Annotated in this window: 11 protein-coding genes; 5 read left to right on the forward strand and 6 right to left on the reverse strand. The window is 54.8% G+C overall.

Annotated features, from left to right (window positions below):
• Positions 1-165 precede the first annotated feature (165 nt).
• Together EL29_RS12435 and EL29_RS12440 are read left to right on the forward strand one after the other, a co-directional pair.
• Positions 166-1,185, forward strand: a complete 1,020-nt coding sequence (locus EL29_RS12435; RefSeq protein WP_015699747.1) for an alpha/beta hydrolase — start codon at positions 166-168, stop codon at positions 1,183-1,185.
• A 496-nt stretch (positions 1,186-1,681) separates the two neighbouring features.
• Entirely contained in the window at positions 1,682-2,560 is an 879-nt protein-coding gene (locus EL29_RS12440; RefSeq protein ID WP_014594304.1) for a DMT family transporter, read from the forward strand.
• 183 nt (positions 2,561-2,743) lie between these two features.
• Here the strand turns inward: EL29_RS12440 and guaA are convergent, their stop codons facing one another.
• Together guaA and guaB are read right to left on the reverse strand one after the other, a co-directional pair.
• Positions 2,744-4,324, reverse strand: a complete 1,581-nt coding sequence (gene guaA, locus EL29_RS12445; protein ID WP_013026724.1) for a glutamine-hydrolyzing GMP synthase — start codon at positions 4,322-4,324, stop codon at positions 2,744-2,746.
• A 69-nt stretch (positions 4,325-4,393) separates the two neighbouring features.
• Positions 4,394-5,860 carry an IMP dehydrogenase gene (gene guaB, locus EL29_RS12450; protein ID WP_013026725.1) on the reverse strand — a complete coding sequence of 489 codons (1,467 nt, stop codon included), beginning with the start codon at positions 5,858-5,860 and terminating at the stop codon, positions 4,394-4,396.
• 168 nt (positions 5,861-6,028) lie between these two features.
• On the opposite strand from guaB, the gene xseA reads away from it, so the two are divergent.
• Genes xseA through EL29_RS12465 form a run of 3 tightly spaced genes read left to right on the forward strand, consistent with a single transcriptional unit; the run spans position 6,029 to position 8,785 of the window.
• Complete coding sequence (xseA, locus tag EL29_RS12455; RefSeq protein ID WP_028715462.1) at positions 6,029-7,402, forward strand: exodeoxyribonuclease VII large subunit; 1,374 nt, start codon at positions 6,029-6,031, stop codon at positions 7,400-7,402.
• Between the two features lie 40 nt (positions 7,403-7,442).
• The gene (locus tag EL29_RS12460) at positions 7,443-8,456 is read left to right on the forward strand and encodes a M4 family metallopeptidase (protein WP_013026727.1); all 1,014 of its coding nucleotides are present in this window, start codon (positions 7,443-7,445) and stop codon (positions 8,454-8,456) included.
• Positions 8,453-8,785, forward strand: a complete 333-nt coding sequence (locus EL29_RS12465) for a protealysin inhibitor emfourin (protein ID WP_015699744.1) — start codon at positions 8,453-8,455, stop codon at positions 8,783-8,785. Before EL29_RS12460 ends, EL29_RS12465 begins: the two co-directional genes overlap by 4 nt.
• Before the next feature lie 50 nt (positions 8,786-8,835).
• On the opposite strand, the gene EL29_RS12470 is transcribed toward EL29_RS12465, so the two are convergent.
• The 4 genes from EL29_RS12470 to bamB form a co-directional block, all read right to left on the reverse strand.
• Positions 8,836-11,277, reverse strand: a complete 2,442-nt coding sequence (locus tag EL29_RS12470; protein ID WP_028715463.1) for a glucose/quinate/shikimate family membrane-bound PQQ-dependent dehydrogenase — start codon at positions 11,275-11,277, stop codon at positions 8,836-8,838.
• A gap of 325 nt (positions 11,278-11,602) precedes the next feature.
• A complete protein-coding gene (locus EL29_RS12475; RefSeq protein ID WP_071999626.1) occupies positions 11,603-11,824 on the reverse strand; it encodes a zinc ribbon domain-containing protein in 222 nt (73 codons plus the stop codon).
• 71 nt (positions 11,825-11,895) lie between these two features.
• A complete protein-coding gene (gene der, locus EL29_RS12480; protein ID WP_013026730.1) occupies positions 11,896-13,380 on the reverse strand; it encodes a ribosome biogenesis GTPase Der in 1,485 nt (494 codons plus the stop codon).
• A gap of 173 nt (positions 13,381-13,553) precedes the next feature.
• Positions 13,554-14,735: an outer membrane protein assembly factor BamB gene (gene bamB / locus EL29_RS12485; RefSeq protein ID WP_028715465.1), complete on the reverse strand. Its 1,182-nt coding sequence runs from the start codon at positions 14,733-14,735 to the stop codon at positions 13,554-13,556.
• Positions 14,736-14,745: the final 10 nt, after the last annotated feature.

Raw genomic sequence — 14,745 nt, forward strand, 5'->3', positions numbered from 1 at the left:
CAGACGCCACGCCTCTTCCCGCGCTTTTTCGCCATCAGCATTATTCTCGCGTCAGCCATGAAATTTAAATAGCGCACTATTTAGTAGTTTACAACTTAAGAAATACCTGCCATCTTAGCCAAACTAAATAGCGCACTACTTAATCGCAAACACAAGGAAATCAAAATGAACGTGAAACTCACCGCAGGTGCTTTATTGTTAGCCAGCCAGATCACATCAGCATGGGCCAGCCCTGTGGAGAATGCGCCTGAACCTACCGTTGGCGTCGCCGCCTTTCTTAAAGCTCTCAACAGTGGCGGCGGTAAGCCCATCGAGACCTTAACGCCTAAAGAAGCACGCGCGGTACTCACCGGCGCGCAGCAAGGTGCCACACTGCCACCCGCACAGGTTTCTGAAAAAACCATCACAGCATTGGGCAAGCCGCTCAAACTGACGATTGTTAAACCCGAACACGCAACTGGCGTGCTCCCGGTATTCATGTTCTTCCACGGTGGCGGCTGGGTGCTGGGTGACTTCCCGACGCACGAACGTCTGGTGCGAGACCTTGTGAACGAATCCGGCGCTGCGGCGGTATTTGTGAATTACGAGCCATCACCAGAAGCCCATTATCCGGTCGCGATTACTCAGGCTTATGAAGCGACTAAATGGGTAGCCGAGCACGGTGCGGAAATTGGCGTTGACGGTAAGCGCCTGGCGTTGGTCGGTAACAGCGTGGGAGGCAACATGGTGGCCGCCGTCGCGCTGCAGGCCAAACAACATAAAACCCCGGCGATTCGTTACGATGTGATGCTGTGGCCCGTTACCGATGCCCATTTTGATGATGCGTCTTATCAGCAATTCGCCAATGGCTATTTCCTGACCCGGAACATGATGAAGTGGTTCTGGGATAACTACACCACGTCAGATAAAGATCGGAATAACATTCTGGCTTCTCCGCTGCGTGCCACTGAGGCGCAACTGGCCGGTTTACCGCCAACGCTGATTCAGACTGCCGAACTCGACGTGCTGCGCGATGAAGGTGAAGCCTTTGGACGTAAGCTGGATGCCGCCGGTGTACCGGTGACGGTGACCCGCTATAACGGCATGATCCACGACTTTGGTTTGCTGAATGCGTTGAGTAAAGAGCCTACCGTGCGTACGGCGATTGGCCAGGCGTCAGCGGAATTGAAGGAACACCTTAAGTAAACATCGCCCGACAGCGGATTCATATTTTTTTGTTCATGCAGACATGCGGTAAATAAAATCAGCCGGATAGCACCGGCTGATTTTTTTCTGGCTTAAAGGCTGACAGGCATCAGGGCGCGATCACCCTTCTCCACTCCGCGCAAGTATTTATGCCTTCACCCAAAAACGGCCTTCGACAAGTAAAAGGAAAAACCCGCCGTTAAGCAGGCTTGTAGCGCGGCAGTAATGTTATCAACGTCTGCTCATTGCTCATCCCGACCACCACCAGCCACAGAACCCTGACCTTATCAAATTCCCGGTTGCTGGCACCTTGTACTGCCCCCTTCTAACTCGCTACTTCGCGTCATCAACAGTTGAAATTTCGGATAGCCGCCGCAGGAACAGCGTTAAGGATTGCCAGGATCTTTTTACTGAATTATCGTAAGCCGCTTTGGGTACCGCTGACATACAATTCTGGGCCAGGCATTCGGTATAAATGCCTGCCTAAGGGACAACTATGTCATATCGCATCCTTTGGTCAATCGCGCTTTTAGCCGTCACGGCTGTGTGGGGCTGGAGCTTCGTTGCGAAGCACGACACGCTGGGCTTCATGGCCGCATCCACCCTGAACGCGTGGATGTTTACCCTGGCGGCTTTCGCGCTTCTCCCCTTTTCGATCCGTTCTTTTCGCCACCTGAAGCCACGTGACTGGGTGAGTGCGGTATTGGCGGGCATCGTGCTCTTCGCTGCATTTTCCCTACAGACATCCGGCACAGCTTACACAACGCCCTCCAATGCCGGCTTCATCACAGGCTTGTGCACCGTTTTCACGCCGTTGTGTATCTATCTCATCGGCAGAGGACGCCCCAGTGCTAAACAGGCAGCAGGAACCGCCATTGCCGTGTTTGGGCTTGGCTTACTCAGCCTTGACGGGTTCAGGGTGCACTATGGTGACTTACTTATTCTGGGTTGTGCGGTGTGCTTCGCCGTACACATCGTCATCGTGTCGACTTTCACAACGCCTGATATTTCCCTGGCATCAACATCGATACAACTCGGCATCGTTGGCGTGCTTTCTTTGTTATGGAGCGTCGCCCGTGACCAGTTTTCTTTACCTCACTCGCTGCCGACAGCATTAACAATCCTGTCACTGGCCCTGTTCGCAACAGCCCTGGCGTACGCCATTCAGAATCGTGCTCAGGCTGTGCTGGCCCCGGAAAAGGTCGCCCTGATACTGATTTGCGAACCTGTGTTTAGTGGGATTTTTGGTTATTTTCTCGCGGGCGATCGTTTGCCGCCGGAAAGACTTGCAGGAGCGGCGCTAATCCTGGTGGGGATTGTCGTCACCGAGCTTCGCGTCGTACGTCTCCTGCCTGCCGCCTGGCGTAGATCCTAAGTTCGCTTCAGCGCCGTGCGCTGTTCAACGCGAACTCATTTTGCAGGCGAAATTCAGTGATATCCCTCGCCGTTCCGGCGAAGCGACTATCGGCCAGACAATGCGGGAGCTAAAATGCAAAAAGCCCGCATAACGCGGGCTTCGTTTTACACTGCTTACTGTCGGTCTGAGCCGGACGCTAAATCATTCCCACTCAATCGTCGCCGGTGGCTTGCCGGAAATATCATAAACCACCCGGGAAATACCGTTAACTTCGTTGATGATGCGGTTGGACACGCGGCCCAGGAAGTCGTACGGCAGGTGCGCCCAGTGGGCGGTCATGAAGTCGATGGTTTCTACCGCGCGCAGTGAAACGACCCAGTCATACTTGCGGCCATCGCCCATAACGCCAACAGAACGTACAGGCAGGAACACGGTAAAGGCCTGGCTGACTTTGTTGTAGAGATCGGCTTTATGCAGCTCTTCAATAAAGATGGCATCCGCACGACGCAACAGGTCACAGTACTCTTTCTTCACTTCACCCAGTACGCGCACGCCAAGGCCTGGCCCCGGGAATGGATGACGATAGAGCATATCGTAAGGCAGGCCCAGCTCCAGACCGATCTTGCGCACTTCGTCTTTAAACAGCTCGCGCAGCGGCTCGACCAGGCCCATCTTCATCTCTTTCGGCAGGCCGCCGACGTTGTGGTGCGACTTGATCACGTGCGCTTTACCGGTAGCAGAGGCAGCCGATTCGATCACATCAGGGTAGATGGTACCCTGCGCCAGCCACTTCACGTCTTCCAGGCGCAGTGCCTGCTCGTCAAAGACTTCAACAAAGACGCGGCCGATGATTTTACGCTTCGCTTCCGGATCGTTTTCCCCGGCCAGGGCGTCCAGGAAACGCGCTTCGCCATCAACGTGAACAATGTTCAGACCAAAATGGTCGCCAAACATGTCCAGCACCTGCTCGGCCTCGTTCAGACGCAGCAGGCCGTTATCGACGAATACGCAGGTCAGGTTTTTACCGATGGCGCGATGCAGTAGCATGGCGGTCACTGACGAATCCACACCGCCAGATAAGCCCAGAATCACTTTGTCGTTGCCGACCTGCACGCGCAGACGCTCGACGGCATCTTCGATGATTTTTGCCGGTGTCCAGAGCGCTTCACATTCACAAATATCGATAACAAAACGTTCCAGCATGCGCAGCCCCTGACGCGTATGCGTCACTTCCGGATGGAACTGCACGCCGTAGAAGCGTTTCTCTTCGTTCGCCATGATGGCAAATGGACAGGTCTCTGTACTGGCAACGGTAACAAAGTCAGCAGGGATAGCGGTCACTTTGTCACCGTGACTCATCCAGACATCCAGCAACGGTTTACCGGCTGCGCTGATGGCGTCTTCAATATCGCGAATCAGGGCGCTTGCCGTGTTGACTTCAACCTGCGCATAGCCAAACTCACGCTCGTTGGATCCTTCCACCTTGCCGCCCAACTGCATCGCCATGGTCTGCATGCCATAACAAACACCCAGAACCGGCACGCCAGCCGTGAACACATAGTCAGGCGCGCGCGGGCTGCCATGCTCGGTTGTGCTTTCCGGGCCGCCAGACAGAATGATGCCGCTTGGATTGAACTGGCGAATCTGCTCTTCGGTGACATCCCAGGCCCAGAGTTCACAGTACACGCCAAGCTCACGTACGCGGCGCGCAACCAGCTGCGTATATTGAGAACCAAAATCGAGAATCAGAATGCGGTGCTTATGGATATTTTCCGTCGTCATTGAGGGGTTTCCAGAACGGTGACTTAAAGTAAAGCGCCCGGCTGTTGCCGGGCGGGAAATCTTACGGGGTTATGAACCCATGCGGTAGTTCGGTGACTCTTTGGTGATGGTCACGTCGTGCACGTGGCTTTCATTGATGCCCGCGCCGCTGATGCGCACGAATTCGGCTTTGGTACGCAGATCATCAATGGTCTGGCAGCCGGTCAGGCCCATGCAGGAACGCAGGCCACCCATTTGCTGATGCACGATTTCTTTCAGGCGGCCTTTATAAGCCACGCGGCCTTCAATACCTTCTGGCACCAGCTTGTCAGCAGCGTTGTCGGTCTGGAAGTAACGATCCGACGAACCTTTAGACATGGCGCCCAGCGAGCCCATTCCACGGTAGGATTTAAAAGAGCGGCCCTGATAAAGTTCGATTTCACCCGGTGATTCTTCGGTCCCTGCCAGCATCGATCCCACCATGACGCAGGATGCGCCTGCGGCAATCGCCTTCGCGATATCACCAGAGAAACGAATACCGCCGTCCGCGATAACCGGAATGCCGGTGCCTTCCAGCGCAGCCACGGCATCTGAAACGGCGGTGATCTGAGGGACACCCACACCGGTAACGATACGCGTAGTACAGATGGAGCCCGGGCCGATACCGACTTTAACTGCGCTCACGCCAGCTTCAACCAGGGCCAGCGCGCCCGCACCTGTTGCAACGTTGCCGCCGACGATTTCAAGGTCAGGATACTTAGCGCGGGTTTCACGGATACGCTGCAGTACGCCTTCTGAATGGCCATGCGACGAGTCAATCAGCAGTACGTCCACACCGGCAGCAACCAGCGCATCTACGCGCTCTTCGTTGCCCGCACCGGCGCCTACAGCCGCACCGACGCGCAGACGACCCTGCGCATCTTTACAGGCGTTAGGTTTACGTTCGGCTTTCTGGAAGTCTTTAACGGTGATCATACCCAGCAGGTGGAAGCTGTCATCCACGACCAGCGCTTTTTCTACGCGCTTTTCATGCATTCTGTGCAGGACGACATCACGGGCTTCACCCTCTTTCACCGTCACCAGGCGCTCTTTTGGCGTCATCACGGCCGTCACGGGCTGGGTAAGATCGGTGACGAAGCGCACATCGCGACCGGTGATAATGCCCACCAGCTCGTTATCCGCGTTCACGACCGGGTAACCGGCAAAGCCGTTGCGTTCGGTCAGTTCTTTCACTTCCGCCAGCGTAGTGGTGGGCAACACGGTCTGCGGTTCGGTGACGACGCCGCTTTCATGCTTTTTAACCTTACGCACTTCATCTGCCTGGCGATCAATCGACATATTTTTGTGAATGAAGCCCAGACCGCCCTCTTGCGCCAGCGCAATAGCCAGACCCGCTTCGGTCACGGTATCCATTGCAGCAGAAAGCATGGGAATATTCAGACGAATGTTTTTGGTCAGCTGAGTGCTGAGATCGGCCGTATTCGGCAGGACGGTGGAGTGTGCAGGAACGAGCAGGACGTCGTCAAAAGTGAGTGCTTCTTTAGCGATTCTTAACATGGCAATACTCCACCTCGGGTGCGTGAGAATAGATAAAATATTGCCGCGGCATTATACAGGCCGTAATCGATTGCCTCCACTATTATTTGAGAAAAAGTCTTGATCCGCGCAATCAGCAATGTAGTATCGACTGATTAACCTACTGATTTGGAATTTGATCTTCGTCACATGTCGCTGCCGCCAAACGCCAATATTTTTACCGTCAGCCGTCTCAATACGACAGTGCGTCAGCTGCTGGAGAATGAGATGGGCCTGGTTTGGCTCAGCGCCGAGATCTCCAATTTCACCCAGCCCGCTTCTGGCCACTGGTACTTTACCCTGAAAGATGATGGCGCCCAGGTCCGCTGCGCCATGTTCCGTAACGGTAATCGTCGTGTGACGTTCCGTCCCCAGCACGGCCAGCAGGTCCTGGTTCGCGCAAATATCACACTCTATGAACCGCGCGGCGATTATCAGCTGATTATTGAAAGTATGCATCCCGCCGGTGAAGGCCTGCTACAGCAGCAGTTTGAGCAACTGAAAGCCAGGCTGGCGCAGGAAGGCTTGTTCGAAGCCGAACACAAGAAGCCCTTACCACAGCCGGCTAAGCAGGTTGGCGTGGTCACCTCTGCGACGGGTGCAGCCCTGCACGATGTTCTGCGCGTGCTGCATCGTCGCGATCCCTCACTGCCCGTTGTGATTTATCCCACTGCCGTTCAGGGTGTAGATGCGCCTGCCGCTATCGTGCGCGCCATTGAGCTTGCGAACCAACGTGCCGAATGCGACGTGCTGATCGTGGGTCGCGGCGGCGGTTCGCTGGAAGATCTGTGGAGTTTTAATGACGAGCGCGTTGCGCGTGCGATTTTTGCCAGTCGCATTCCCGTGGTCAGCGCGGTTGGCCATGAAACCGACGTCACCATTGCCGATTTTGTTGCTGACCTGCGCGCGCCAACGCCTTCCGCTGCGGCAGAGATTGTCAGCCGTAATCAACTTGAACTCCTGCGCCAGCTGCAGTCACAGCAGCAGCGGCTGGAGATGGCAATGGATTATTATCTGGCGCGCCAGCAGCGGGTATTCAGTCGCCTGGATCATCGCCTGCAGCAGCAGCATCCTCAACTGCGTCTGGCCCGCCAGCAAACCGCACTGTTTCGCCTGCAGCAGCGGTTGGGCGAGGCGATGGAACAGCGGCTTCGCAATGTCACTCGCCAGCAGGACCGCCTGTCACAGCGCCTGGCGCAGCAGCAGCCACAGCAGCGCCTGTATCTGGCGCAAAAAAGCCTACAAAGCTGGCAATATCGCCTGCAACAAAGCATGGAAAAATTGCTTAACCGTGACAAAAACCGCTTCGGTCAGCTTGCGGCCCAGCTGGAAGGCGTCAGTCCGTTAGCCACGCTGGCGCGTGGATTTAGCGTCACGACCGACAACGCTGGCCAGGTGGTGAAGAAAACGCGTCAGGTGAGCACAGGCGATTTACTGCGTACCCGTCTCGATGATGGTTGGGTAGAAAGTCAGGTCACGCAGCTTATTCCCGAAAAACCGAAACGAAAGAAAAGCATTTCTTAACTATACTTCCTGGTACATCCCTCGTGCCAAGGAGTCTACAATGGCTTTCAGCGTTATCCCTCCCTATATTCTCCGTAAGATTATCGCCCACGGTTCCGGTCATCAGCAGGAGCAGGCGCGCCGTACCCTCACCCACGTTCAGCACCTGATGGCGGAGCACTGGCAAAAGACGGCTGCGCCGAAAACCACGCAGGCCGGGAAGATTGAGCGTGAAATCTATGATGCCAAAAACAAAGAAACGTTGCCGGGAACCCTGGTGCGTAAAGAAGGCCAGTCTTCAAATGGTGACGTTGCCGCCGACGAGGCCTGGAACTATCTTGGCGTCACACACGATTTCTTCTGGCAGATATATAAACGCAATTCTCTGGACAATAACGGTTTGAAATTAGCGGGAACCGTTCACTATGGTGAAAAATATCAGAACGCTTTCTGGAACGGACAGCAGATGGTGTTCGGCGACGGCGATGGTGAGATCTTTAACCGTTTTACTATCGCTATCGATGTTGTTGCGCATGAGTTATCGCACGGTGTCACAGAAACCGAAGCCGGTTTGATCTATTTTGAACAGGCTGGCGCGCTAAATGAATCCATGTCCGATGTCTTTGGCTCCCTGGTGAAGCAGTTCAGTAAAAAACAGACTGCCGATAAGGCCGACTGGATTATTGGTGAAGGCCTGCTGGCGAAAGGCATCAATGGCAAAGGCTTGCGATCGATGTCGCACCCCGGCACCGCTTATGACGACCCAATGTTGGGTAAAGATCCGCAACCGGGCCATATGGACGACTATATTAAAACGCGAGAAGACAACGGCGGCGTGCACCTGAACTCTGGCATTCCTAACCGTGCCTTTTATCTGGCAGCACAAGCACTAGGTGGTTTTGCCTGGGAACAGGCAGGGCAAGCGTGGTATGACACCTTGTGTGATGATAATTTGCATCAGGATGCTGACTTCAAAACCTTTGCACAGTTGACCGTGCAGCACGGTGAAAAGCGCTTTGATCGTTCCGTCGGCAGCAAAATTGAACAGGCGTGGAAAGAGGTAGGCGTATTATGAGTCAACTCCCCGAACTTACCGACGACGCCACCATTGTGGTGACGCGCGAAGGTGGCTTTGCTTTTATCCCCGGCTTACGCAGCGAGCGTCGTTTTCCCTTAGGTGAACTTCCTGCGCCAGAGAAACAGCGCGTCTGCAAAGTGCTGGAGCAGGCGATGCCGCTGGGCGAGTCAGAGGATAAAGCCACTAAGGTAGGATGCGGGGATCAGCGCTATTTTCGTATTCAGATCCAGTACGCCACGCGCCGTGAGGCCGGTACGGTGGTGATCCTGATACCGGAACAGTCGGCCCCGCCGGAGCTGGTATCGCTCTTCCGCGACGGAAAATAAGCACAAAAAAAGGGCCGCGAGCGGCCCTTTTATTTTACCCGTTATCGCTGTTACTTGCTGTCTGGCAGCGCATAAGCAATCACGTAGTCACCGCGATCCGGTGACTGACGCGCGCCGCCTGCTGAGATCAGAATGTACTGCTTGCCGGTTTTCGGCGAGACGTAGCTCATCGGGCCGCCCTGACTGCCAACGGGCAGACGCGCTTTCCACACCTCTTTACCCGTTGCGCTATCAAACGCACGCAGATAGTAATCCTGCGTACCGGCGATAAACACCAGGCCGCCCTGGGTTGCCAGCGTGCCGCCCAGCGTTGGCATGCCGATTGGCATTTTCGCGCGCATTTTGATCCCGAACGGACCGGTATCCTGCACGGTACCCACCGGAACCTGCCAGACGATTTTCTGCGTTTTCATATCGATAGCAGACAAGGTACCGAACGGGGGTGCCTGGCAAGGAATGCCCAGTGGTGACATAAAGCGGTTCTTATTCACCGCATAAGGCGTACCTTTCAGTGGAACGGCGCCCATGCCGGTATTGATCGCCTCACCGCCGTTGCTGCCACGGGAAACCTTGCTGGTATCAACCGGAATCATCTGTACCCACAATCCTAAACGCATGTCGTTAACAAACAACAGGTTGTTATTCGGATCGGTGGACATACTGCCCCAGTTCATTCCGCCCAGCGAACCCGGGAAACTCAGCGACTTATCCGTGCCCGGCACGGTAAACAGGCCGTCATAGCGCATAGATTTAAAGGCGATACGGCAGGCAAGCTGATCGAACGGCGTGGCCCCCCACATATCGGACTCTTTCAGCGTCTGATTACCAATCATCGGCATACCGGTCGAATGCGGCTGGGTTTTAGTGTACTGCTCGTTAGGGATATGTCCCTGCGGCATTGGCAGCTCTTCCACTTTGGTCAGTGGCTTGCCGGTCATCCGGTCCAGCACAAAGATCATGCCGGTTTTGCCGCCGATCACGACCGCAGGCTTGGTGCTGCCGTCTTTCATCGGGAAGTCGATCAGGCTCGGCTGCATCGGCAGATCGAAGTCCCACAGATCGTTATGCACGGTCTGATAAACCCACTTCTCTTTACCGGTTGTTGCATCGAGTGCCAGTACGGAGGCACCGTATTTATGATCGAGTGCGTTGCGGTTTGCGCCCCACAGGTCAACCGATGAGCTTCCCATCGGAATAAACACGGTGTTCATGGCCGGATCGTAGGACATCGGCGCCCATGAGTTTGGCGTACTCCGCGTATAGTCCTTGCCCGGCATCAGAATAGCATTCGGATCGGTATTGCCCGGGTCAAAGGCCCAACGCATCTGGCCGGTGATCACGTCAAAACCGCGTAACACGCCGCCAGGCATATCTGTTTTAACGTTGTCAGCCACGCGCCCGCCTACGACAACAGTGGTACCGGCAATCGTGGGTGCAGAGGTGAGCTGATAAAGCGGATCGGGCGCATCGCCCAGGCCCTTTTTGAGATCCACGATACCGTGGTTACCAAAATCCTCACAGAACTCGCCGTTATCAGCATTAATGGCAATCAGGCGCGCATCGATGGTATTCATCAGAATACGGCGCTGGCAGCTGTCTCCGGCCGCCAGCGTAACGCCAGGAACCGGCGTAGAACCCGGTTGGGTCGGCTGGGTAAGCGGTTTCGTCGCATCAAAATAGGCCAGACCACGGCAGCGCGGCCAGACTTCTGCCTGAGCATTGATCTCACGCTTCCAAATCTGCTTACCGCTGTCGGCTTCCACCGCGATCACGTTGTTGTGCGGGGTGCAAAGATAAACGGTATTTCCCACCTGCAGCGGCGTTTGCTGATCTTCAGCGCCATTGCCGGTTGGGCTTTCAGGGATATCACCGGTGTGATAAGTCCAGGCGACCTGCAGATCTTTCACGTTATCGCGAGTAATCTGGTCCAGCGCAACAAAGCGGCTTCCCCCTGCGGTATTCCCGTAGTGATCCCAGTTTTGCTGTTGCTTTGACTTATCTACCGGAATCAGCGGCAGTTCCTGACCGGTTGAGGCAACGGTAGGATGGGGCTGAAACATCTGAACTAAGGTAGCGACCATGCCTACGGCAATCACGGCAGAAAAGGCATACGACACTTTTGCCAGCGAAGGCTTGTTTTCGCGCTTGCGCAGCGCAGGCCAGGTGATGAACGCCAGAATCATCAGACCTGCAGGCACCATCAGGCGGGAAACCAGAGGCCAGAATTGCAGTCCGGCGTCAATGACGGCCCAGATTAACGTTCCTACAAACACCAGCAGGAACAGGACAACCGCGGAGGATTTCGCACGGAAAAACTGAATGGCTGACAGCACCGTAACGATGCCTGCAACCAGAAAATACCAACTGCCGCCAAGCGTCGCGAGTTGTCCCCCGCCAACCGCAAAGAACAGGCCGGTTGCCAGTAGCACCAGCCCGAGCAGCACGGACCATATTCTCAACCCTTTACCGGATCGAGATGATGTTTCAGCCATAACACTTACTCTCCTGATAAACAAAACCGCTCCAGCCCTGTGCGCGACCCGGCTCATCGCCGGTCACGTTGCAGGTAAAAGAAGCAGCGTTGTTTTATTCCAATTAAAGCGGACCCGCGTTCATGAAATGAATGATGTGTTCCGGAGACAGCCCGCACGGGGCGCCCCCGTCATGACGCGGCAAAATTGTACCACCTGGTACGTTATCCCGTGAAGGTTTAAACGGGTTTGTTACGAAACAATAGCATTTTCGCTACAAATTTTTACGCCGTTACGGTTCGCAGCGTTGGGATCTTCATGTGTTGCAGGTTGAAGTGGCCAGGCGTCAGACGGGAAAAATCCTGTAAGTGAGACGACGTCTGGAAATTAAGCCGTGACTATGATGACAAAAATAGTCGGTCGCGCCGCAACTTTTGAGTTGCTCAAGGGGCTGATGGCAGTCGGGGCAGACAGGCTGGTAGCGATAACGAACACCGCACCCGGTGCAGATAAGATCGATCTCGTCAGGGGCCAGGGGTTGATAACATTTTTCACACATTGCGCGCATATTTTCATCCGACTATGCAAATAAACGCAATCTTAGGGCAAAAAAAAGAGGGCCACCTGGCCCTCGATCAATTAACGCTTATTCTTTTTCATATGCGCCATCAGACGCTTACGCTTGCGCTGTTGCGTCGGCGTCAGCAGATTGCGTTTGCCTTCGTAAGGGTTTTCACCCTCTTTAAACTGAATGCGGATGGGCGTTCCCATCACGTTAAGTGAACGGCGGAAATAGTTCATCAAATAACGTTTGTAGGAATCCGGCAGGTCTTTAACCTGATTACCGTGGATCACCACAATCGGTGGGTTGTAACCGCCCGCATGGGCATATTTCAGTTTAACGCGACGACCGCGAACCAGCGGTGGCTGATGGTCTTCCGCCGCCATATTCATGATGCGCGTCAGGAGGGAGGTATTGACACGTTTTGTAGAGCAGTCGTAGGCTTCCGTAACGGACTCAAACAGGTTGCCTACGCCGCTGCCGTGCAACGCAGAAATAAAGTGCACGCGTGCGAAATCGATAAAGCCCAGGCGGAAATCCAGCGTCTCTTTGACTTCGTCACGCACTTCCTGCGACAGGCCATCCCATTTATTCACGACGATAACCAGGGAGCGTCCACTGTTGAGAATAAAGCCCAGCAGCGACAGATCCTGATCGGAAATGCCGGCGCGGGCGTCAATCACCAGCATGACGACGTTGGCATCTTCGATCGCCTGCAACGTTTTAATGACTGAGAATTTCTCTACCGTATCCGTAATTTTACCGCGCTTACGTACGCCCGCCGTATCGATCAGCACATACTCGCGACCGTCACGTTCCATCGGAATGTAGATACTGTCACGGGTGGTGCCCGGCATGTCATAAACGACCACGCGATCTTCACCGAGGATGCGGTTAGTCAACGTAGACTTACCTACGTTAGGACGGCCAACAATCGCCAGCTTAATCGGTAAGGTTGTGGGATCGAAATCGTCTTCTTCTTCCTCTTCCTCACCGTTTTCTTCTGCCGCTAAGGCTGCCCAGTAAGCTTCGTTTTCATCTTCTTCGGTGACCTCAACCGGATCGACCTTTTCCATCCACGGCAGCAGCGCCGTTTCCAGCAGGCTGGTTACGCCACGACCGTGCGAGGCCGCGATAGCGTGAATTTCACCCAGGCCCAGAGAATAGAAATCCACCACCGCCTGATCCGGATCCAGTCCGTCGGTTTTATTCGCCACCAGAAACGTTGCTTTTTGACGAGAGCGGAGATGCTTTGCAATTTGCTGATCGGCGGCCATCATGCCTGCGCGAGCGTCGACCATAAACAGCACAACGTCGGCTTCTTCGATCGCCAGCAGCGACTGCTCCGCCATGCGCGTTTCAACACCGTCTTCGGTGCCATCAATACCGCCGGTATCGATAACAATAAATTCGCGCCCTTCCACTTCGGCGCGACCATATTTGCGATCGCGAGTCAGTCCAGGAAAATCCGCTACCAGCGCATCTCGTGTGCGGGTTAAACGGTTAAATAGCGTAGATTTTCCCACATTGGGACGCCCAACCAGCGCGACCACAGGTACCATAACAATGCCTCAATAATGTATTAAATCGCCCGAATGGCGTGATTATAACGGCTTTAGCCGCTCAGTTCAGGCTTAAGGCGCTAAGGATACCATGCCTGACTAAAAACGAAACGGCCCCTGATGAAATCAGGAGCCGTTGTGCCAGGGAACCACCCTGCCTGACAACTTACCCGTTAGCGAGTAATGGCGTAAACTTCACCGTCTTTCGACTGAATCAGCAGTTTGTCGCTGGCGACCACTGGCTCAGTCTGGAAGCCTGAGCTGTCCAGCTTTTGCTGGGCAACAAAACGACCATCGGTGGTGTTCATCCAGTGCAGGTAACCTTCGCTGTCGCCGACCACAAGGTAGCCGTTATAGAGAACCGGTGAAGTCAGATTACGATGCAGCAGCTCGCTTTGACGCCAGATAGCGACACCGCCATCCGCATTCAGCGCAATCACACGATCGTCCTGATCGACCAGGTAGATGCGACCCGCATCGACAATCAGATCTTTAACGCCGCCGATTTCACGTTTCCATAAAATCTGACCTGAGCGTAAATCCAGTGCGGTCAGGTTGCCATTGTAAGCCAGCGCATAGACCACGCCGTTGACAATGACCGGCGTGGTATCCACATCGCTCAGGCGATCAATTTCCGTTGCGCCGCTGGGCTGTGAAATACGCTGCTGCCAAATCAGCTGGCCCTGGTTTAGGATAACGGCACTGACACGGCCGTTATCGCCGCCCACAATGGCGCCACCAAAGGCCACAGACGGCGCAGATTCTCCGCGCAGTGACAGCGCAGGCATATCCAGGTTGACGGTCCACTTCACCGCTCCCGTGGCCTGATCCAGGCCCTGCAACATGCCGTTACTGGTATGAATCAATACCAGACCATCGCTGACCACAGGACGCGACAGGGCTTCACCCGCCGCTTTCGCCTGCCAGGCAATGGCACCATCGCTGGTGTTCAGTGCATAGACCTGCCCGCGTTCGCTGCCAATATAGAGGCGATCGCCGCTCACGGTGATGCCGCCGGACAGCATGGCAGAATGGTTTTTCGAGAAGAAGCCGGTTTTCTCAGAGAGATCGACTTTCCATTTTTCTTTACCATCGGCCGCGTCGAGCGCTTTTACGATACCAAAGCGGTCAGCAGCATAAACGGTGCCGTCTTGCCAGGTGGGGTGCAGGTTGGAGTAAAAATCACCGATACCATCACCCACGCCGGTACTCCATACCGTCTGAGGCGTAAACTGGTTTTCCACCTTCGGCAATGGGGCCATTTTCACTACATCTTCTTCGCCGCTGAACAGCGAGCAACCGCTGAGCAAGGTGACTGAGATCAGCCCCGGCAGCAGGTATTTACGTAATTCCATGCGCTCTCTC

This window comes from Pantoea ananatis LMG 2665, from assembly GCF_000710035.2.
In the GTDB taxonomy this organism is placed as follows: Bacteria; Pseudomonadota; Gammaproteobacteria; order Enterobacterales; family Enterobacteriaceae; genus Pantoea; species Pantoea ananatis.

Bases quoted from the DNA above. Each gene is read 5' to 3' on its own strand.
- EL29_RS12435 (WP_015699747.1), top strand. From the start codon at position 166: ATGAACGTGAAACTCACCGCAGGTGCTTTATTGTTAGCCAGCCAGATC.
- EL29_RS12465 (WP_015699744.1), top strand. From the start codon at position 8,453: ATGAGTCAACTCCCCGAACTTACCGACGACGCCACCATTGTGGTGACG.
- EL29_RS12460 (WP_013026727.1), top strand. From the start codon at position 7,443: ATGGCTTTCAGCGTTATCCCTCCCTATATTCTCCGTAAGATTATCGCC.
- EL29_RS12440 (WP_014594304.1), top strand. From the start codon at position 1,682: ATGTCATATCGCATCCTTTGGTCAATCGCGCTTTTAGCCGTCACGGCT.
- bamB (WP_028715465.1), bottom strand. From the start codon at position 14,735: ATGGAATTACGTAAATACCTGCTGCCGGGGCTGATCTCAGTCACCTTG.
- guaB (WP_013026725.1), bottom strand. From the start codon at position 5,860: ATGTTAAGAATCGCTAAAGAAGCACTCACTTTTGACGACGTCCTGCTC.
- EL29_RS12475 (WP_071999626.1), bottom strand. From the start codon at position 11,824: ATGCGCGCAATGTGTGAAAAATGTTATCAACCCCTGGCCCCTGACGAG.
- EL29_RS12470 (WP_028715463.1), bottom strand. From the start codon at position 11,277: ATGGCTGAAACATCATCTCGATCCGGTAAAGGGTTGAGAATATGGTCC.
- der (WP_013026730.1), bottom strand. From the start codon at position 13,380: ATGGTACCTGTGGTCGCGCTGGTTGGGCGTCCCAATGTGGGAAAATCT.
- guaA (WP_013026724.1), bottom strand. From the start codon at position 4,324: ATGACGACGGAAAATATCCATAAGCACCGCATTCTGATTCTCGATTTT.
- xseA (WP_028715462.1), top strand. From the start codon at position 6,029: ATGTCGCTGCCGCCAAACGCCAATATTTTTACCGTCAGCCGTCTCAAT.